The 19791-nt window shown below is 52.3% G+C and carries 15 protein-coding genes and 1 tRNA gene; 10 read left to right on the plus strand and 6 right to left on the minus strand.

The window, feature by feature from the left end:
• Positions 1-92 precede the first annotated feature (92 nt).
• Positions 93-2444: an ABC transporter permease gene (locus KK078_RS02820; protein WP_254088723.1), complete on the minus strand. Its 2352-nt coding sequence runs from the start codon at positions 2442-2444 to the stop codon at positions 93-95.
• A 200-nt stretch (positions 2445-2644) separates the two neighbouring features.
• Between KK078_RS02820 and KK078_RS02825 the strand changes: the two genes are divergently transcribed.
• Positions 2645-3682: a carboxylesterase family protein gene (locus tag KK078_RS02825; protein ID WP_254088724.1), complete on the plus strand. Its 1038-nt coding sequence runs from the start codon at positions 2645-2647 to the stop codon at positions 3680-3682.
• Positions 3683-3715: 33 nt separating this feature from the next.
• Positions 3716-4375, plus strand: a complete 660-nt coding sequence (locus KK078_RS02830) for an RluA family pseudouridine synthase (protein WP_254088725.1) — start codon at positions 3716-3718, stop codon at positions 4373-4375.
• Between the two features lie 3 nt (positions 4376-4378).
• On the opposite strand, the gene KK078_RS02835 is transcribed toward KK078_RS02830, so the two are convergent.
• The gene (locus KK078_RS02835) at positions 4379-5518 is read right to left on the minus strand and encodes a helix-turn-helix domain-containing protein (protein WP_254088726.1); all 1140 of its coding nucleotides are present in this window, start codon (positions 5516-5518) and stop codon (positions 4379-4381) included.
• Between the two features lie 138 nt (positions 5519-5656).
• Between KK078_RS02835 and KK078_RS02840 the strand changes: the two genes are divergently transcribed.
• Both KK078_RS02840 and KK078_RS02845 read left to right on the plus strand, forming a co-directional pair.
• Positions 5657-8113 carry a TonB-dependent receptor domain-containing protein gene (locus tag KK078_RS02840; protein ID WP_254088727.1) on the plus strand — a complete coding sequence of 819 codons (2457 nt, stop codon included), beginning with the start codon at positions 5657-5659 and terminating at the stop codon, positions 8111-8113.
• 91 nt (positions 8114-8204) lie between these two features.
• Complete coding sequence (locus tag KK078_RS02845) at positions 8205-8840, plus strand: DUF4136 domain-containing protein (protein WP_254088728.1); 636 nt, start codon at positions 8205-8207, stop codon at positions 8838-8840.
• A gap of 4 nt (positions 8841-8844) precedes the next feature.
• Here the strand turns inward: KK078_RS02845 and KK078_RS02850 are convergent, their stop codons facing one another.
• Positions 8845-9774, minus strand: coding sequence for a TerC family protein (locus KK078_RS02850; RefSeq protein WP_254088729.1), 930 nt, complete (start codon positions 9772-9774; stop codon positions 8845-8847).
• Between the two features lie 225 nt (positions 9775-9999).
• On the minus strand, positions 10000-11040 hold the full coding sequence (locus KK078_RS02855; protein ID WP_254088730.1) for an NAD(P)-dependent alcohol dehydrogenase: 1041 nt from the start codon (positions 11038-11040) through the stop codon (positions 10000-10002).
• Positions 11041-11600: 560 nt separating this feature from the next.
• On the opposite strand from KK078_RS02855, the gene KK078_RS02860 reads away from it, so the two are divergent.
• The 4 genes from KK078_RS02860 (at position 11601) to KK078_RS02875 (ending at position 15467) form a co-directional block, all read left to right on the plus strand.
• Positions 11601-12428: a helix-turn-helix domain-containing protein gene (locus tag KK078_RS02860; protein ID WP_254088731.1), complete on the plus strand. Its 828-nt coding sequence runs from the start codon at positions 11601-11603 to the stop codon at positions 12426-12428.
• Between the two features lie 246 nt (positions 12429-12674).
• Positions 12675-13184 carry a hypothetical protein gene (locus tag KK078_RS02865; protein ID WP_254088732.1) on the plus strand — a complete coding sequence of 170 codons (510 nt, stop codon included), beginning with the start codon at positions 12675-12677 and terminating at the stop codon, positions 13182-13184.
• A 244-nt stretch (positions 13185-13428) separates the two neighbouring features.
• A complete protein-coding gene (locus KK078_RS02870) occupies positions 13429-14661 on the plus strand; it encodes a vanadium-dependent haloperoxidase (RefSeq protein ID WP_254088733.1) in 1233 nt (410 codons plus the stop codon).
• A 5-nt stretch (positions 14662-14666) separates the two neighbouring features.
• Positions 14667-15467: a DoxX family membrane protein gene (locus tag KK078_RS02875; RefSeq protein WP_254088734.1), complete on the plus strand. Its 801-nt coding sequence runs from the start codon at positions 14667-14669 to the stop codon at positions 15465-15467.
• 137 nt (positions 15468-15604) lie between these two features.
• Here KK078_RS02875 and KK078_RS02880 read toward each other — a convergent pair whose 3' ends face one another.
• Positions 15605-16321, minus strand: coding sequence for an outer membrane beta-barrel protein (locus KK078_RS02880; protein ID WP_254088735.1), 717 nt, complete (start codon positions 16319-16321; stop codon positions 15605-15607).
• Between the two features lie 130 nt (positions 16322-16451).
• Here KK078_RS02880 and KK078_RS02885 point away from each other — a divergent pair.
• Together KK078_RS02885 and KK078_RS02890 are read left to right on the plus strand one after the other, a co-directional pair.
• A tRNA-Arg gene (locus KK078_RS02885) sits at positions 16452-16525 on the plus strand.
• 811 nt (positions 16526-17336) lie between these two features.
• On the plus strand, positions 17337-18692 hold the full coding sequence (locus KK078_RS02890; RefSeq protein ID WP_254088736.1) for a hypothetical protein: 1356 nt from the start codon (positions 17337-17339) through the stop codon (positions 18690-18692).
• A gap of 45 nt (positions 18693-18737) precedes the next feature.
• Here the strand turns inward: KK078_RS02890 and KK078_RS02895 are convergent, their stop codons facing one another.
• On the minus strand, positions 18738-19748 hold the full coding sequence (locus KK078_RS02895) for a Kelch repeat-containing protein (protein WP_254088737.1): 1011 nt from the start codon (positions 19746-19748) through the stop codon (positions 18738-18740).
• Between the last annotated feature and the right edge of the window lie 43 nt (positions 19749-19791).

Genomic DNA, 19791 nt, shown 5'->3' on the forward strand with positions numbered 1-19791 from the left:
GCTATTGCTGGTTGAGGTGATTGACGAAATTAACAGTTTATTTGTTACCGACAAGCTTTTGCTCAGCCTGTCCGTGGAAGCGACGGTTTGTGTTACTCGTCGCGCAGCGTGTCGACAGGGTTTATACGGGCCAGGTGCCAGGCTTTGTACCCGACGGTCAGCCAGGCGATGAGCAATAGCAAACCGATACCGACCCCATAGGTCACGATGTTCGCCGCCTGGTAATATTTCCAGATCGCGCGCATGATGACGTTGGTCCACGTGGCGCTTGCCAGGCCGCCCAGCAGGGAGGCGACGAGTAAAATTATAGCGAACTCGGTATTTACCATGCGGCTGATGGACATTGTCGAGGCGCCCAGGATCTTACGGATGCCCAGCTCCTTGGTGCGCTTGATGATGTTGAGCGACAGCAGTGTAAACAGGCCGGTGGCGGAAAGAAGCATGGCGACAATGCCCAGGAACGCATACGAGTACATAATGCTGACATTCAGCCGGTCGACTTGCTGCAGGGACGACACAAGCATACGGCCGGGGTAAAGCCGGTGGGGGAATACTTCATTCCACTGGCCGGCCAGGTAGGTGTTAACCTTCGCTACACTGCCGGCGCCGGCACTGACAACAAGTTGTTTATAGTCATCGGCTTTTACGTATCGGATCATCATCGGTTCCATTTCGTGCCACAGGCCGTGCGTGTATACATCTTTCACCACACCGACGACCGTCAGGCGAATGGTGTCGCGCCAGAGGATCTCCTTGCCGATGGGATCCGTCCATTTAAACCGGTCAGCGAATTTACGCGTGATGATAACGGACTCTTTCAGGTCTGTTTGCGAGTCTTTGCGGAAGTCACGCCCCTCCTCCAGCTTCACGTCCATGGCTTGCAGGTAATTGTCGCCTACTTCGATGATGTCGGCTTCTATGGGAAGCGTTTCATGGCGAACCGGCTCGTGCGTGTGTTCGGAGAAGATGCCGGTCCTCGCGCCCGCTATCGCCAGGATGTCTGGGTTTCCCTGCAGCGCATTGCGGTAGGTCTCAAATTCCGACTGGTCATTTACCGGAACCACGATGGCACCGCGCACGTCAAAGCCCAGGTCGTAGGCGCGCTGATACTGCGCGTTTTGCATGAACGCCACCGCGCTGATGACGGCAATGAGTGAAATGGTGAACTGCAGGCCCAGCAAGGTGCGTGTGAAATAGTTCGTGCCGGCAAACCGTAGCTTCCCCTTCAGGATCGTGACGGGCTCGAAGCGGCTGATATAAAATGCCGGATAGCTTCCGGCGACGATGCCGGTTGTCAGCAAGATAGAAACCAGAAAACCAATAAACGCCGGGTTTTGCAGGTAGTGGTTGGTCAGGTGAATGTTGTTATCGGTCATGATGTTCCATCCCTCGATCAACATATCCGTTATGCCCAGGGAAAGCATCAACGCAAGGAAGCATATGCAGGTGGTCTCGCCGATAAATTGTACGATCAGCTGTATGCGTAAGCTGCCCATCACTTTCCGCAATCCGATCTCTTTCAGGCGGCCGGTGGAAATAGCGATCGCAGTATTGGTCAGGTTAAAGCAAGCAATGAGCAGGATCAGGATCGCCATGATCACGGACCCTATGATCGCGGCGAGGGGCGGCGCAGCCCAGGTAGCGGCACGAACCTGTTCGTCGCGGTCGTCGTAGGCCAGCGTTGCGAAGGGATCGAGTACAAATTCGTGGATCCGAAAGTCTTCGCGTACGCGGTTATTGTTTTCCGTATAGGGTTGCAGCTGTTTTTGTACGCCGGCGACGCGGCCCGGGTCTGTGATCTGTACATAGAGGGTGGTTTCGTAGCGCCAATCATCGGCCCGAATGTCTTTGTACTCGTCGCGGAAGCTTTCTGCATTCATGTAGGCAGAGCCGTCGCGGCGGTGAAAGCTGGAGTTGGCGGCAGGCTCGCGAAAGATGCCCGAGATCTTTACTTCTTTGAGCTCGCCGCCGTAGACCTGCGTGATAGTCTTACCAAAGGCTTCCGACGGTGTACGGAACAATCGCACGGCCATGGACTCGCTGATAAAAACGCTGGCCTTGTCGCGTAAATCGGCAGGATGGCCCGCGATAAAGTCGAAGGAGAACATTTCAAAGAAGGCAGGATCGACGTAGGCAAGGTTTGCCGCAAAGAGGTCATTGTCACGTTTGAAGTTAGAGCCCGAGTATAAATAGCGTGTGGTGCGGCTGACATCGGGTATTGTTTTATCGATCACGTCGCCCAGCGGCAGCGGGGCATACCCCACCCGCGTGAGCTCGTTTTCGAAAGTCTGGACGGAGCTGACGCGGTAGATGCTTGTCCGATCCCGATGTATGGCATCAAAGGTGGTGTCGTATTCGAGAGCGAGGAAGGATATAATGCAACAAGCGAGGGCTATACTCAAGCCGCAGACGTTGATGATGATGAATACTTTGTTCTTCATCATGCTGCGGAGGGTTATGAGGAGGTAGGTTTTTATCATGTAGGTGGCCATGACAACAAATATGCCAGTGGACCAATGGCTAATTTAACCAGATTTATCCGCTTTTGCTTACGCAGCTTGTTCGGTGGCGAACGGGGTTGTTCGTCGGTGAACGGGAAAAATAAATTCGTACTTTATAGCACTACACGTCTAATTCCATTCCTATGTACGCTATGATCACCCGCCCGCTTTCCAACGTCCTTTTTGTGTTTACCGTCTTCATGTCCCTGGCCTTTTCCGTACAGGGGCAGGGCCTCCGCCGGCCGTATGCCGGTTATCGCGAGCATCGGCACGAGGGACTGCGGTATGGTCTTTTCATGCCGGCGGGGTACGACGCTTCGAAGCCTTATCCGCTGGTGGTATACCTGCATGGCGCGAACGACACGCTTTCGCGTGAATTAACATTGTATCGCGCGCCGGTCCAGCGTGAGCATCCGTGTTTCATACTGACTCCTAAAAGTTTGAATCCCAACGTAGGATGGGGCGATGCCTGGCACGATGCGCACAGCCCGGATATGGTGAAGGTATTGGCCGTTGTCGATTCCCTTGTGCGTGTTTATCCGATCGACAAGAACCGGCTATACCTCTATGGTATCTCCATGGGCGGGTTTGGAACCTTCTCTGTCTTGTCTAAAGAGCCCGGCAAGTTTGCCGCGGGGTATGCCGTTTGCGGCGGTGCGAGTGTGGAGGCGGCCCCACGTCTTTTACAAACGCCGCTTTGGATCTTTCATGGCACCGACGATGACATTGTGCTGGTGCGTTACTCGCGCGACGTATACCACGCGATGATCAAGCTCGGGGGTAACTATGTGCGCTATACCGAATACCCGGGCGTGAAGCACAACAGCTGGGAAAATGTAGCCCGGGAGAAGAGCTTGCTGAAATGGCTCTTTCTACAGGAGAAGGGCCGTACGCACGGCATCCCCGACGCGGTTCAGAAACTTACCGGTACTTCAACGGCTGCCGGCGTTCAACTGGATTGGCGCGCCAACACGGCGGCTGTGCCGGTGGATAAGGACGTGTGGTTTTATCGCGTGTTTCGCGACGGCGCGCAGATCGACGAAGTGGCCGGCGATGCCACGCGGTACCTGGACACAAAAGCGACTGCCGGACAAAAGCATACCTATCATGTTATAGCCGTCAATTATTTCTTTCAACCCTCGGCGGCGTCGTTGCCCGTAACGGTTGGGAGGTCCAACTGATTTTCCGTAAACTAGCGGCCACATTGACATGATATGTCCTTTCAGATCGACGTACGGCAACACCTTCTTTATGAAGACGAGCACATCCTGGTGTTGTATAAACCCGCAGGCCTGATGGTGGAGCCCGACCGTAACGGCCACCCCAACCTGTTACACCAGGTACGTCGTTATCTAAAAAGCCTTGTTCCGAAAGGCGAACCGGTCTATGCACAGCACCTTCACCGGTTGGACCGCCCCGTGAGCGGCATCGTGCTTTTTGCCAGGCGACGGGAGGTGCTGCATACGCTCAGCGATCAGTTCGCGCAGCGCACGGTGAAGAAATATTATCAGGCGCTGACCTCACACGCACCCACAGAACCTGCGGGTACGCTGGTGCACTGGCACCGAAAGGAAAAGAAAAAAGCGGTGATCGAAAATGTCGAAGCTCCGGGAATGGAACCGGTACGGCTCGACTATTCGGTGAAGCCGTATGGCGATGATCGCTTCTTGTGGGACATCACGCTGCACACCGGCAAGTTTCACCAGATCCGTGCGCAGCTGGCGCATGTCGGCTGCCCTATTATCGGCGACAGCCTCTATGGCGCTGCGCTTGCCTTTAAGCCCGATGCTATCGCGTTACACGCCTGTCGGCTACAATTCACACATCCTGTTACGGGCCTGGCATCGCTCGTCGACTCGCCGCATCCATTTTGATCATTACACCTTCTCAGGCATAAGATCCTTGCGATACTCCGTCGGCGTCTGCCCCGTGAAGCGTTTGAAGATGAGGTTAAATGTCGACTTGGATTTGAACCCCGCTTCCAGCGCCAACCCCAGGAGACTGAGGTTCTGCACATCCGGATCGGCCATGAGCCGTTTGACCTCCTCCACACGGTATTGGTTTACGAAATCATAGAAATTATCGCCGGTACCGTCGTTGATCACCTGCGACAACTGGCTGCGGCTCATGCCGATGTGTTTGGACAGCGTACTGAGCGTCAGGTCCGCATCGAGGTACGGCTTCCGTTCTTGCATGTATGTACGCACGCGGGTTATGAGTGCGGGGTCTGGCTTCAGCGAGGGTGTGGGGCCGGTGGTAGCCACGATGGGTTTCTCCGCGAGAGGCAGCGTATTAAAGATGTCGCGTTGCAGAATGCCTTTAAAGCTCAAGGCAAAGATGGACAGCGAGAATACCCCGGCCGTTGCGCTTTGCAGCCAGCCGCGGCACATATCAAACTGGATAACGGCAAACAGGCTGAAAAGAAAGAACACGTTGATAAGCATGAATACGATCAGGAAGAATCTGACCCATGCGATATTTACATCTTCTGTATTGGACAGCTCCTGGCGCATGAGCTTTTGGTGCGCGAGCCAATGCGTGTGCGTAGCATAGAGGTAGCCGGAGAACTGGATCACTACCAGTAACCAGAAGGCGGTGTGCAACAGGCGATGGTGCCCGGTGGCGATCGTCTTCCAGCCGTCGGGACGAAGCACACCGATTGTCAGCGAGAGTATGACCAGCGCAACAAAGGGTGCGAAATGCAGGAGGCCGGCGGGCGTGAACGCTACACGGCGGCCAGTGAGCTCGATGGCGTAAAACCGCAACAACGGAGCGATGAGGAAAAAAGCAGGGTCGCCGAGGGCGTACACATTGTCGGCCAGGTAGCCGGTGAAACGACCCAGGTAAAGGATCTGGGCAATGCTGAGTGTCATGGCCACCAGGAGGATAGACAGAAAAAGATTGGCGCGGCTCTTCTGCACGCTTTTATGGTTTAGCAACAGCACGACAAAGAGGCCCTGGGCCATGCCGCCATACACGAGGATTACCGAGAGCTGGTGTTTAAATTCTTCCCACATTCTGTTGGGTGCTTACGCTGAGAATATACGGACAAAAATAGTCCAGCGCCGTGTAAATCGCGTCCACAGGGGTATTAATGGACGCTTTTGGACGGCGCGGGGCCTACTTTGGGAGTGTTTTCAGCGTAAGACTTCGACATGAAAATCTTCTTTGTATGTTTTTTATGCCTGGTGGTGCAAGGCGCCCTGGGACAGATATCCGGTACCCTCACTACGTCCGGGGGTGAGCCCGTGGCCTTTGCCACCGTCCTTGTGCTGCACGCCGCCGATAGCACGATGGCAAAAGGCGCGATGACGACGGAATCGGGCGCGTTTGGGATTGCCGGGGTGGCCGAAGGGCGCTATTTTGTAAGGTATAGCGCCATCGGCTACCAACCCGTTGATACGCCACCGTTTATGTTGACGGCGGCAAACCCGGCTTACGACCTGGGCACGCAGGTGCTGGCCGAAGATGCACAAACGCTGGGCGAGGTGGTTGTACAAGGAGAGCAGCCGTTGTTTGAGCAAACGCTGGACCGGACGATCGTAAACGTGCAAAGCAGCGTATTGACGCAGGGCAGCACGGCGCTGCAAGTGCTGGAACGGTCGCCCGGCGTATATGTGGACGGGCGCAATCAAAGTCTTTCGCTGAACGGAAAAAGCAACGTGCTCGTCATGCTAAATGGCAAGCCGTTGCGGGTGCCCGGCGCGCAGGTCATGGCGCTGCTAAACGGCATGAACGGCGGCGACATTGAAAAGATCGAGCTGCTCACCACGCCGCCAGCACAGTACGATGCCGACGGGAGCGGCGGCATGATCAACATTGTCTTGAAAAAACAACAGGACACCGGCACCACGGGTTCGGTATCGGCTTCGGCGGGTTATGGTTGGGGCGAAAAGGGGAACGTCAGCGCAGGCCTCTCCCACCGCACCACGCGTCTGAACGTCTACGGCTCGTACGCTTTTTCGCACGACCGTCGTCAGGATGGTTGGGCCGCGGTAAGCACCGACAACATGCCCACCTTTGGCGGCGAGCTGCTGGTGGATGTTTCCAGTACGGAAGAAGCGACTGCCAACAACCATACGGCTACAGCAGGATTGGACATCGATCTGCCCCGGGGCAAGATGGGCGGAAGTGTTACCTTCAACAGCAGCCGCGTTTCGCGTCATATAACGAACCCCGGCACCTACACGTTGATCGCGTCGGATTCTATACTGGGGATGGATGCCCGCATCGATGGAGAGAACCGCTGGAACAACGTCGTTACAAATCTATATATCGAACGGCCGCTGCGCGCGGGCGAACAAATAAGCGTCGACCTGGACTATCTCTACTACGATCAGAACAGTCCAACGTTCGGTCGTACTACGTTCTATGATCGCGCCGGCAACGAGGGCGTGCCGCCGGGCAGTATCTTTTCCGGGCAGCAACGGGGCACGTCACATTCGCCGATCCACGTGGGGGTGATCAAGACGGACTATACCCGGGCGCTGGGCAAGGACGCGCGCGTAGAATCTGGTATCAAAGGAACGCTCACCCGCACGACCAGCCTTTCGCGTATCGAGACGCTCGTCGATGGCACCTGGACCACCAGCGCCCGGTATCGAAACGATGTGGATATGGTCGAGCGCATCGGTGCAGCCTATACATCCGTACATTGGCAGGCTGCGCCACGGTTGAATCTCGTTACCGGCGTGCGGTATGAATATTCTTATACCCGTGCTGATGCCGACAAGGAAGAGAATACGATACACCGCACCCTGGGCAAGCTCTTTCCGAGTGTGTTCGTATCGCAAAAGCTTACGGAGGACGCCGCCCTGCAATTTTCGTATACGAAACGCATCGGCCGTCCTTCTTACAACGATCTTACTTCTTACCTGCAATATAACGACCCTATGTCGGTATCGACCGGCAATCCTTCCCTGAAACCTACGGTAACACACAATCTTAAAACCGGGTTGACGTGGAAAGATCATTCCCTTTCCCTGACGGCCAGCCGCGATATTCACCCCATCGTCTATAACCAACAAAAGGAGAGCCCCGCACGGGACCTGATGTATCTCGCCCCACAAAACATGGCTTATCAGAATAGTTTGATGTTACAGGCGACACTGCCCTTTACGGTCACTTCGTTCTGGACGATGAACTACAGCCTGAGTAGCGGCTTGCGGCAGTTCAAGCTCGACCATACCCGGGAGAAACTTCGGAAGAATTACGTTGCCTATACACTCCATGGCAACCAGACCTTTTTGTTGCCGTGGAATTTATCCCTGGAAGTCTCGGGGTGGTATAACTCGTTGCAATATGAAGGATCTAAAAGGATCAAGCCGTTTGGTGTTCTGAATACCGGGATAAAGAAAACGCTGGCGGGAAATGGCGGCAGCTTTCAGTTGGCCGTCAGCGATCTGTTTCAATCCATGAAAGTGCGGGGTGCCTTTGGTACGCTGACCGAAGAGGCCTTTGCGCTGCTGGCGAACTATGTGTACCGGGCGGAGTCGGCACGGGCGCGGATCGTAAAGATCTCGTATACGCGGGTGTTTGGTAATATAACGTTGGGACAACGGTCAAGGGCGGTGGTATCAAAGGATGAGCGTGAACGGATCCGAAAGGAGTAAGTTGTCCATTTCGTTACACAATTGTGCATGATTGGGATGTCGTTGGCCTAATTTTTTTACTGTTACCCGGTAGATCAAAGACATCCTGATTATGAAAAAGCTCTTGTTTATATATTTCGTGCTGGCAGCCGGTGTTTTCTCCTGTGCGCCGGCAACGCAGGTGACGGGTTCGTGGAAAAACGATAAAGCCCCGAGTGAAAAGATCCAAAGTATTATGGTGACAGCCCTTACCGGCCGTGCGAATGCCCGACAGACTGTAGAGAACGATCTGGCAAGTGCATTGGAAAAAGATGGTTACAAGGCGGTAAAAAGTTTTGATGTGATCCCTCCTACCTTCACACAGGGAAAGTCGCCTGACAAGGAAGCCTTGCTGGCGAAGATCAAAGGCACCGATGTAGACGCGATCCTGACGGTAGCGCTGATCGACCAGGAGACTGAAAACCGGTATGTGCCGGGCAGCTATGGCTATGCGCCGATGACACGCTTTGGTTATTACGGTCGGTTCTGGGGATATTATAACACCTGGTATCCTACGCTTTATTCCCCGGGGTATTACACCGAAGACAAAATATACTTTCTCGAAACCAACCTCTACGATGCCAGGACCGAAGAGCTGCTGTGGTCGGCTCAATCAGAGACCTATAACCCTGGCAGCCTGACAGAGTTCTCGAAAGAATTTTCGTCGGTCGTGCTCGCGAAAATGGAAAAGGACGGTGCGCTGAAATAACGCGCTACTCCTGATGACGTTCGCGGCGGCGGGTGACGAGCGTCGATGCCAGCATGGAGATGACCAGCACGCCGATGATGATGCCGAGTGATAGTTCTATCGGTATCTTGATAAGATCGACGAAGGCCATTTTCGCACCTACAAATACGAGTATCACGGACAAGCCATATTTCAGGTAAATAAAATATTGCTCAATGCCGGCCAACGCGAAGTATAGCGAGCGCAGACCCAGGATGGCGAAGACATTGGAGGTGTAGACAATGAAGGGATCTTCGGAGATCGCCAGGATGGCGGGGATAGAGTCTACCGCAAAGATCAGATCGGTGGCCTCGATCAATATGACCACCAGGAACAGCGGTGTGATCCAGCGACGGCCCTCTATGCGCACGAAGAAACGGTCACCGACAAACGACGTGGTGACGGGAAAGATGGCGCTGATGATCTTAATAAACCGATTGTTTTCAGGATCGATCTTCGACTCCTTGGCCGTCAGCATGCGAATGCCCGTGAAGATCAGGAAGCCCCCGAATACATACATGAGCCAGTGAAAGCGGTGTATGAGCTCGATGCCGGCAAATATAAAGGCGGCGCGCATGAGCAACGCCCCGATGATCCCATAAAAGAGCACCTTGTGCTGGTATGCTTTTGGCACGTCAAATACGCTGAAGATCATGACCATGACAAAGATGTTGTCGACACTCAAAGACTTCTCCAGGACATATCCGGTAAAGAACTCTACGGCGAGCTCGCGGTCAAAGTGCAGGTAGATAAAGAGGTTGAACAACATGGCAAGCGTAATCCAGACGGCTGTCCAGAGAAGGGCTTCGCGTACACTTACCTCATGCGACTTGCGATTGAATACGCCCAGGTCGAGGGCGAGCATAGCAATGATAAAAACGTGAAAAAGAAGCCAGAGGAGTGTTGACTCGTTCATATAATGACGATCGGGGGGTTTGGGCGAAGATACAAATTTAATGCCGACCTCCGATACGTTCGACACATAGGTCCCACCCTTCTATAGTCGAGAACACCTCCGTCCCGTCACGGCGATATAGATTCGCGGCTTTTACGGGATGTTAGAAAGGGATTAAATTTTAAGGCCATCGCCCGCCGGGCGTACACCCGGCGAAGATCTATCGCCAGGTGTATGGGCCGGCGGTTATAAGGTCTTCATGTCGATGACAAACCGGTAGCGCACATCGCCGCGAAGCATTCGTTCGAACGCGGTGTTGATGTCTTGCATGTCTACAAGCTCAATGTCGGCTACGATATTCTTTTCGGCACAGAAGTCGAGCATCTCCTGTGTTTCGGGCAGTCCGCCGGCGCCCGAGCCGGCCACTACCTTGTTGCCGGCGGCCAGGGTGAACGACGGCACCTGGAACGGTTGCACGGGCATGCCGACATTTACATATACTCCGTTGGTACGAAGGGTTGCCAGGTAGGGATTGATATCGTGGTCGGCTGCCACGGTGTCAATGATAAAATCGAATGTACGCTGTACGGCTTTCATCTGTTCTTCGTCTCGGGTCACTACCAGGCGGCTCGCGCCCAGGCGCCGGGCGGCCTCCGCTTTGTTTGGCGAGGTGCTCAATACCGTTACGTCCGCACCAAAGGCTGCGCCGAACTTTACGGCCATATGCCCCAGGCCCCCCAAGCCGACAACGGCCAGTGTATGCCCCTTGCCGACGTTCCACCGGCGCAGTGGCGAGTACGTGGTAATGCCGGCGCACAGCAGGGGCGCCACGCCGGCCAGGTCGAGCTTTTCCGAGACACGCAGGGCGAAGTCTTCATGCACGACGATGTAATTAGCATAACCGCCGTAGACAGGTTGTCCGTTCTTGTCACGGTTGTTGTACGTCATCACGGGACTTACGCTGCAGAATTGTTCCTGCCCGTTCCGGCAATCGTCGCAGGTGCGGCAGGAGTCAACCATTACCCCCACCCCGGCCAGGTCGCCCGGCGTGTGTTTTTTTACGTGCGCTCCCACCTGCACGATCGTACCGACGATCTCGTGCCCCGGTACCATGGGAAAGATCCCGGGAAACCACTCGTTGCGCGTCTGGTGTACATCCGTGTGGCATACGCCGCAGTAGGCGATCTCGATCAGCACATCGTTTGATCCGACGTCTCTTCTTTCAAAATTCCACGGCGCCAGCGGAGTATCGGCCGCTTGTGCCGCATAGGCTTTCGCTTGAATCATAGGCTTTGCATTTTGTCGGTACAAAGCTCGCGCACGCCCCGGACGGAGACGTTAGCCAATTTGCGGGATCTCGTAGCCAAAATGCGTCGGCGCTTGTATGACACAGGTGATCGCTTCTCCGAACATCCGATCTATGTCTTCCAGCCTGGGAGGTGGAGCGCTGGTGAAAGGGCAAAAAAAATCCCGACAGTTGTTCGCCGTCAGGACTTTTAACAGTTTAAACATTGCTTTCTATGACCGATCTCTGCCCGCCTCGCTAAAATCCCTCTCTACTTACTCGTCATCAACGTGTTACGTAACCTTCCGTGACGAGCCCCCGGGGCTGATTTCGTTCCCGCCGGGGCTGTTAGAGCTGTCCGGCCGGGACTAATGTGGCGCGAAAATAATAGTTTCCGGCAGACTTGTAGCACAAAAAGAGACAGAGATGGCAAAAAAAGTGGTTCAGAGGCCGCTTTTTTGAAATGACGGCCCAATGACGGGCAAACGACGGGTGGAAATCGCCTCTACCGGCCCGCAGGCCACCGTTAAACGCGTAACATTGTGCCGATAACAAAATCGCCATGCAACAACCGGAACTGGGAAGACGTCTGACCGCTTTGCGCAAGGAAAAGAACCTGACGCAAGCCGAATTGGTGGAAAAGAGCCATGTAAGCGTGCGCACCATTCAGCGCATCGAGGCCGGCGAGGTCCTACCCCGAATGTCGACCGTGAAGATCTTGTTGGGCGCACTGGGTGAGGATTATGATTCTTTTTTAACAAAACCCGTCCCGGTTATGGAAACTACCAAAATCGCTTTGCCAACCGCGCACCGTAGCACCTTGCTTATCGCCGCCCTGGCGGGCGCTGTTTACCTGGTGGCCCAGAGCATTCTGGGCGCGATGGACATTGCCTGGATCATCAACCACACCGGTTGGGAAGTGCGGATGAATACGATCTACACGGGCCTTACCGTCGTGATGGTGATCTCGTACACGCTGTTCGCGCGTGGGTTCATCGCGTTGGCGACTGTATTCGAGCATCCGCTGTTAAAGGTGGTCAGCTATGTTCTCATGATCGCTACCGGGCTTAAAGGCATTTTTGACGTCGCTTCGTTGTCGGTCGAAGTTGCCGACACGCTATGGCTACCCTATGCTGTGATGGCCGTGCTTTTCGGCGCGTTGAGTATCCTGTTTGGCATTTGCCTCATTCGCCTGCAAGACGGTATGGGCGAGCTCTGTCGCATGGCCGGAATTTTAGAGATCATGATCGGCTGTACACTCGTAACAGTCGTGCTGTTCTTTGTTACCTACATCATTCTGATACCGGCGGTCGTGCTCGAGATCCTGGTGTTATACCGGGGGTACGAATACCTGTCACGCTCCGAGGCCTCACTGCCTGCCAGTGATTGACCGCCTATACGTTCCTTTTTCCGATTCTATGAAGCTATTCGTCTGGATGGCTGCGGGCTGGGGTGTGATCATGATCGGCAGGGTAGTACTGGGTTTGTTGCAGGGCACCCCCCGGAAATGAGCTTCGGCGTGCGGCCTGCTGGCTTTTTTGCTCATAATTTCTTAATATCGTAGCTGACTCGCCGTGATGGCCTGCAAGATAGGATGTTGATTCGGAGATCTGCCTGTGTACTCTTTTTGATCCTGATGGTGCTCAACACCGTCGGCTACTATTCCTTTCTTGTGCTGGTAAAGGAACAGATGGCGGACCGCCTCTCGCAAAGGATCGCCGCCGGTGTTCCCGAACCGGGCGGAGATATGATCTTAAAAATTCCCCTGGCCCTGCCCTACCCCACCGGCGCCGGAGAGTATAAATCTTCTGAAGGTGAATTTACCTATGAAGGCTCGGTATACCGGGTCTTAAAGCAAAAACATTATCATGACACGCTGTATATCGTGGGGATCCACGATTATCAAGCTACCAAGGTCGCTCACCAGATCAAGGACCTTTCTCATGCTTTTGCCGGCGGAGACAAGCATGCGGGAACGGGTTTAAAACTGATCGACTCGTTATCGAAATATTACTGCATCACCCAGCACGCCATTTTACCTTCCAGTGCCGGATGGTCTCTGGAGCATACTTTGTCAGAGCCTTCCCGTCATAGTCCTTGCCGTTTGGCGCAGATCGTCTTTCATCCTCCCGAAGTTACCGTCTGATGCTTTAACCGATAGGCGCCGTGCAACTACACTGCAGGCATAGCCTTATCTTCTCATTTTCATTGCTCTGAGAGCCTGATAAGGCCCATGGCGCATGGAATAATCTTTCAATCGTACCCAATCCTTCACCTCAATAATGAAAAGGTTCATCCTATCTCTCAGCGTGTGCATGCTTGTATGCTCATGCTCAACGTCTGTCGAGTACCGAACGCAGGCCAATAAACCCGATGCCTTGCACCGGTCCGTGAAGAAAATAACGGATATTATCGTTCACGACATTTTCTCTCCCCCCGTGGCAAGCCGCATTTATGCGTACACCACGGTGGCGGCATACGAAGCGGCCCGCCATGAAGATTCTACGCTGGTTTCGCTCGCCGGACAACTGAAAGGTCTCACACCCGTACCCACGCCGCAGCCCGGGATGGAGTATTGCTTCCCGCTGGCGTCCATTCAGGCCATCCTTCAAACTGGCCGGGCCTTTATCTTTTCGGAAGACAAGCTGGACGAGTTCTACCACCAGGTCATGGAGGAATACCGCAGGTCCGGCATGCCGGAAGAAGTTTTTGATCGTTCGGTTGCCTATGGTAAGGCCGTGGCCGAGCATGTCATCGCCTGGTCGTCGAAAGACAACTATAAGCAGACACGGTCCTTTCCCAAGTATTCCATTCAGGACAGTCCGTCGACCTGGAAGCCTACCCCGCCGGCCTATATGGATGCGATTGAGCCGCATTGGAACAAGATCCGGACATTTGTACTCGACTCTGCTTCGCAGTTCCGGGGCCAGCCGCCACCGGCATTTTCCATTGATAAGAACAGTGATTTTTATAAGCTGGCCTACGAAGTTTATGAGACCGGTAAGACCCTGAACAACGAGCAAGAGGAGATCGCGCGTTTCTGGGATTGCAATCCCTTTGTGATGAATGTACGCGGGCACGTCATGTTTGCTACCAAGAAAATATCCCCCGGTGGGCACTGGATGAATATCACGCATGTCTCTTGTGCCAAAGACAATGCCAATGCCTCCCGGTCGGCCGAGGCGTATGTGCGTGTAGCGCTGGCATTGGCCGACGGGTTTATTGCGTGCTGGGATGAAAAATACAGAAGCCTGCTGATCCGGCCGGAGTCTTATATCAATCAATATATCGACGAAAACTGGGCGCCGTTGCTTCAGACACCGCCCTTTCCGGAGTATATCAGTGGTCACAGTGTGATCTCGGCCGCGTCCGCCAGCGCCCTCACAGAAGTTTTCGGAGATAACTTTGCTTTTACCGACTCTACCGAGATCGAGTTTGGTCTTACGGCCAGAAGTTTCCCTTCGTTCTTTGCCGCCGCGAACGAGGCGGCCCTGAGCAGACTTTACGGTGGTATTCATTACCGTCCTGCCAATGAAAATGGGAAAACCATGGGCCTGGCAGTCGGTAGTTTCATCAACGAACGGCTGCACACCCGGAGCAAGAAAGGTATAGCAAAAGTCTAGCGGTTATGGAACCACTTTCATACCGTCTCCATTACATCTTTCGCATCGCCTGCGCCATGTGTTTTATCGGTCATGGCGCCTTCGGTATTATTACCAAGCAGGTATGGTGTAATTACTTTGGCGTTTTCGGCATCGGAGAGGCACTGGCCTACCAACTGATGCCCGTCGTGGGAATTGTCGACATTGCCCTGGGCCTGATCCTTATCGTATACCCCATCCGTGCGGCAGCGGCCTGGCTGGTCTTCTGGGGGCTATTTACCGCGTCGCTACGGCCGCTATCGGGTGAGCCCTTTGCAGAATTCCTGGAACGTGCAGGCAACTGGGGTGCGCCACTGGTCCTGCTGATGCTGTCCGGCCCTGTCGGACCAGGTATACGGCCGTGGTTCAGGAAAATAGAACCTGGCACGCCGGTATCCGAAAACCGCATGCGCGCTGTTGAGCGCTGGCTGACGATCATTGCCTGTACGCTGCTCGTGGGCCATGGCTGGCTAAACCTGATCGGGAAACAGGGATTGATCTACCAGTATACATCCCTGGGAATTCGCGCGCCGGTTTTAGCAGCATACATTGTTGGATGTATAGAAGTAGCCGGAGGTCTTTCATTACTGATCCGGCCTGTAAGGCAGGTGGTGCTGATACTCTTCGTCTGGAAAATGGCGAGCGAGCTGTTCTATCCGGCATGGGAGTTTTTTGAATGGGTTGAACGCGGCGGCAGTTACGCTACCCTCCTGGGATTGTTCATGGCTCTTCGCTATGGATCATCCCGCCACGCCATGAATATGGTGCCTGGCGGCGGCGTTGGATGATTCTGCAGATTCCACCAGTGGAACTTTCGATACCTCTGCGACCGATTTCATCGGTAACAGGCTGTCCGCAAATGTTCAAATAAAAAAGCCCTGGTTTAGGTGTGTTCCTAAACCAGGGCCTGCTATATTCTGAATAGTTAGAAGCTCGAAAGGGAAATGCCTACCGTGAAGGTGCTGAAGTCGACAGGTTTACGGTCTTGCGAGAGGCCGTCCTTAAACAGGTCGGTCATGTTGGCATAACCAAAGACGCTGAAATTTCCAACGCCGACCTTGCCGAACACGCCATAGCGGAAGTTGTTCAGACCGAAGTCCTGCTTGTCTTTGATCTCTTTCACCTCGCCATCTTCTTTGTATTTGATCTTGGCGAAGGAGTCGAACATGTAGCCCACCCGTCCGCCGATGGAGATGCGGAAGCTGCGGGCGGGGTCTTCCGGGTTTGTGCGGAAGCAAAGCTCGAGCGGTACCTCTACGTAGTTGGTGATGAGCATCGACTTTTTCAGGTTTGTGTACCCGGCCGTGGCCGGCGATACCATGAAGACGGAGTCGGCGTTGTAGGCCAGGGTGTACTCGTTTTTGAATTTAAAACGTTCCAGGCTGAAGCCGATGCCGGGAATGAAGCTGAAGCCGGACTTGAGGATGCGGATGTCGTATTGATAATAGACGTTGATGGTCCGGGATCCCCACAGACCCAGGGAGAAGTTGTCGGGAGCACCGGAGGCACGGTTTACCCCCAGCTCGAGGGTGAAATTTCCAGGAATATCCGGATGGCCTTTTCTTTTGGTGGTGGTTTCTTGCCCAAAAGCCTGGGCTCCAAGTGCGACGAACGCAATAACTACCGCAATTCTTCTGATCATGTACCTTTTTTATTCAATAAATACGTTCAAAAATACCCTTAATTGTGGTCCGGGCCAAACCAGATATTTTGTAAAGTGAATTATTTCTCTACATTTGCAGTCCCAAATCACACTGGCACACAAATAACCAGGGTGCGTAGCTCAACTGAATAGAGCATCTCACTACGGATGAGAAGGTTCGGGGTTTGAATCCCTGCGCGCCCACTTCCGGGGATCGATACGAAAACAACGTGTCGATCCCTTTTTTATTTCCAGATGCCCAGGCAGTTAGAATAGTTTTAAAGGGATTTTAACTATCTCATTTTTCTTCAAATTCATTGCGAAATCCGGCAAGGAACACTGTCCGGCACTACGGACCTGCGGGGATTCAAACCCAATAATTTGCTGATAGTCAATCACAAAAAGTCAAAGCACCCGTTTCGTATTAAATTTTTAAACCCTGGCTTATGGATAACACCTGGCGCTTATATCCGTCCAAGGAAGATAATGAGCATATCAGACACGAGACAGATCGTTGAGCAATCCGGAAAGCGATTACACAGATGAAGAGGTCCAACAGATACTGGGCTACCTATATGCGCTTGTCGAGATTCAGCATGAGTATTTACTGAAAAAGGAAGATTTGCGGATTGAGGATCGACCGACGAAGAAGGCCAAGCAACGCAAGAAAAGAGATGCTGAGTAGCCGAGTGGATCGGCGGTGTATTTCCGCCATGCCAGGTTGATTAGTTGTAAAATAGTTGTCACGCGCCGGATCATAGTCTGTTATGTCGGGAGAACAAAAGTCCGCGAATAACATTGGCGAAGACTCCTCGATCATGTCATCGAGGATATTGTTAATGTCATCATGATAATCAACAGAATAATATCCAAAGTACTCCTCATCACCTCCATGAAGTCGAGCCGTGAGTGTGTTTTACTTTAAACATGCAACGGAAAAATATTCGTATATTTTAGAGTTATAGGTAATGGAGGAAATCCTGTACTATTAAAGACAAACTCAAAGGTTTGAGATATGCATGAACAAATAGAAAAACGCAAAGAGAGTAAAAGCAGGGCTGTTGCTAATTCTGTTACTCAAAAAAAGAATAATGTGAAGCAAGGTTTTGGGTTTGTTGATAATCGGCCTACGGCTGTTGCACAAACAAAGCTGAGCGAGATGGCTAATAGTAGTCTTCAAATTTCACGTTTAAGCGCTTTTCAGGAATTAGTTAACGACAGTTCTCAAACAAAACAAGTGGCTCAATTGCAGGAAATGGCTGAACAGTATTCTGCATCTCTAGAACAACATATTCATAAAAATGAGGGACGAAATCTGGATGCGGGATTATCTAAAGGCGACTATCATTATCAAACCTCAAACCAATTAAGTATTCAAAGAATGTTGAGACGAAAGGCGGGAGGCACTGATAGCAACCAGGAAAACCCAGCGCCTGCTGAAAGTGGTAAGGCTGAAAAAACAGCAGCAAAATCTAAATCTAAAGAGGAATTATGGTTTGAAGAAGGAAGTAAAGGCCCTCTATTTATAATTGGCGAAGGCGAGCGCCTTTTTCAAGGATCCAAAGAGCATTTTGATATCACCAATCCTGATTATCGACCTTATGGAATGTATTTAGCTCGAAACCCATACCAAAAAGCGTACAAGTATGATGAAAAAAGCTTGTTCGTAAAAGCTGCTGCAAAATATGTTTTAATTGTAACGGAACCGTTAACGCTAACGCAGGTTAAAACTTATAGCAATGACGATAATAATGATAGGTTACCGAAAATGATGGAAGGTGCCCGTTCCATTGGTAGAGATGGAGTTATGGATAATTTAGGAAAAGAATCACAAATCAATGTTTCCACAGATTCGGTCAAAACAAAATTGAAATTGTCATTATCTCCAGAGATAGATGAACAAATCGCCAAATTAGTTGCAGCGAAAAACGATGGTAAAACCATCGATGAAGACGGTTCTTTCAAAGGGTTAGCAATAAAGGCAGCACGGTTAAATGATACGGAAAAAGTTGATACTGAGGCTGATTTTTCTCATTTCAACCCAGAAACAGGATGGTTTGATACAGATCGGGATGGTTTAGAAAAGCATAGAGCTAAACGAAGAAAACATCAGGAAAAGTTTAGTCATTTCAACCCAGACACAGGATGGCTTGATACAGATTGGAATGGACTTTACGAAGAAAAGCTGAAATACAAAGAGGCAAAAGCAATACCCGAGGATAAAATGATTGAAGAATTTGGAAAAGATTGGAAAAAGTTCAACCAAATCGGTTCTGAAAGCCTAACCGATAAACATGGTTACAAGTGGAACGTGGTACACTTTAATGAATTTACAAGCGAATATTTTTTAGAGCAAGTCCCGAACCGTTAGGCAAGCGGTGGACAATAAGTCGTTAGCTACCCCCTTCTTGCAAAATCATCTTGCCGGCTCCATTATCCAGATATCACCCGTGTTCGGATATCCCTTGTGCTTGCCGTTATAGAGCCACAGCTTATCCTGGAATACCGCACTATATGTACCCGTTTGTTCCCCCCAGGGCGCATGTGCTGTTTGCAGGTGCCAGGTTTTTCCATCGAAGGAGAACCACACGTCGTTGTAGTCTCTGGCGGGCATTCCGCCACGCCCTCCGTACACGAACAGCAGGTTTTCGTAGACCATTACGCCAAAATCGTTGCGGGTCTTCCAGGGCGCTTCCGAGAGCACCGGGATCCAGTTCTTCCCATCCGGGGAGCGCCATACATCGGAGCTTCCGTTTCCACCCAGCATCCACAGCTGATCTTTGTAGACCACGACATGCTGATATTTGCGCGCGGGCCACGGCGCGCGGTCTGTAACCCTGGTCCACTGCACGCCGTCATCGGACGACCAGACATCATTCAGAAAACCTTCCGGTTCGAGATCCTTGTTCACGTTTGTTGCTCCGCCGAAGAGCCACAACTTGTTATCGAATACAATCACATGGTGATCTTTTCTTGGCTGCCACGCGGCATGTTCTTTCACAACATCCCAGTTTTTTCCATCGGAAGACACCCAGATATCATTGCGAAAGCCTTGGTTGATGATCAGTCCTCCGAATATCCAGAGCTTGTTTTTGAAATACACCTGTGCCGTGCTGATGCGCTCGCCCCAATCCTTTTTTGGATAGTTGTTCCAGTGGATGCCATCCGTTGATGACCACGTCATTTTCTGCCCGGTCATCCAGATGTTGTTACCGAAAGCTACAACAGGACGGAGGCCCATCGGCCATTGGCCAGGTTTCCATTCCTCCTGAAAACCACCCGTACCGGGCGGCGCAACCTGCGTCCATTTAAATTCCGGTGAAGGCATCATCCGGGCGTCCGGCGATATGCGACCTCCTTTCTCAGGAGATACCACGTAAGCAACACACGCAATGAATGCTCCTGCTGTTATTAACAATACTTTCATGATTTCTAAAATTTAAATCCTGAATTATCGAGTCTTTGATTTA

Origin of the sequence: Dawidia soli, from assembly GCF_018598185.1 — a bacterium.
Lineage (GTDB): Bacteria > Bacteroidota > Bacteroidia > Cytophagales > Cyclobacteriaceae > Ohtaekwangia > Ohtaekwangia soli.

Excerpts from the sequence above, each read along its gene's own strand:
- KK078_RS02820 (WP_254088723.1), bottom strand. The coding sequence starts at position 2,444 with ATGATGAAGAACAAAGTATTCATCATCATCAACGTCTGCGGCTTGAGT.
- KK078_RS02825 (WP_254088724.1), top strand. The coding sequence starts at position 2,645 with ATGTACGCTATGATCACCCGCCCGCTTTCCAACGTCCTTTTTGTGTTT.
- KK078_RS02830 (WP_254088725.1), top strand. The coding sequence starts at position 3,716 with ATGTCCTTTCAGATCGACGTACGGCAACACCTTCTTTATGAAGACGAG.
- KK078_RS02835 (WP_254088726.1), bottom strand. The coding sequence starts at position 5,518 with ATGTGGGAAGAATTTAAACACCAGCTCTCGGTAATCCTCGTGTATGGC.
- KK078_RS02840 (WP_254088727.1), top strand. The coding sequence starts at position 5,657 with ATGAAAATCTTCTTTGTATGTTTTTTATGCCTGGTGGTGCAAGGCGCC.
- KK078_RS02845 (WP_254088728.1), top strand. The coding sequence starts at position 8,205 with ATGAAAAAGCTCTTGTTTATATATTTCGTGCTGGCAGCCGGTGTTTTC.
- KK078_RS02850 (WP_254088729.1), bottom strand. The coding sequence starts at position 9,774 with ATGAACGAGTCAACACTCCTCTGGCTTCTTTTTCACGTTTTTATCATT.
- KK078_RS02855 (WP_254088730.1), bottom strand. The coding sequence starts at position 11,040 with ATGATTCAAGCGAAAGCCTATGCGGCACAAGCGGCCGATACTCCGCTG.
- KK078_RS02860 (WP_254088731.1), top strand. The coding sequence starts at position 11,601 with ATGCAACAACCGGAACTGGGAAGACGTCTGACCGCTTTGCGCAAGGAA.
- KK078_RS02865 (WP_254088732.1), top strand. The coding sequence starts at position 12,675 with ATGGTGCTCAACACCGTCGGCTACTATTCCTTTCTTGTGCTGGTAAAG.
- KK078_RS02875 (WP_254088734.1), top strand. The coding sequence starts at position 14,667 with ATGGAACCACTTTCATACCGTCTCCATTACATCTTTCGCATCGCCTGC.
- KK078_RS02880 (WP_254088735.1), bottom strand. The coding sequence starts at position 16,321 with ATGATCAGAAGAATTGCGGTAGTTATTGCGTTCGTCGCACTTGGAGCC.
- KK078_RS02890 (WP_254088736.1), top strand. The coding sequence starts at position 17,337 with ATGCATGAACAAATAGAAAAACGCAAAGAGAGTAAAAGCAGGGCTGTT.
- KK078_RS02895 (WP_254088737.1), bottom strand. The coding sequence starts at position 19,748 with ATGAAAGTATTGTTAATAACAGCAGGAGCATTCATTGCGTGTGTTGCT.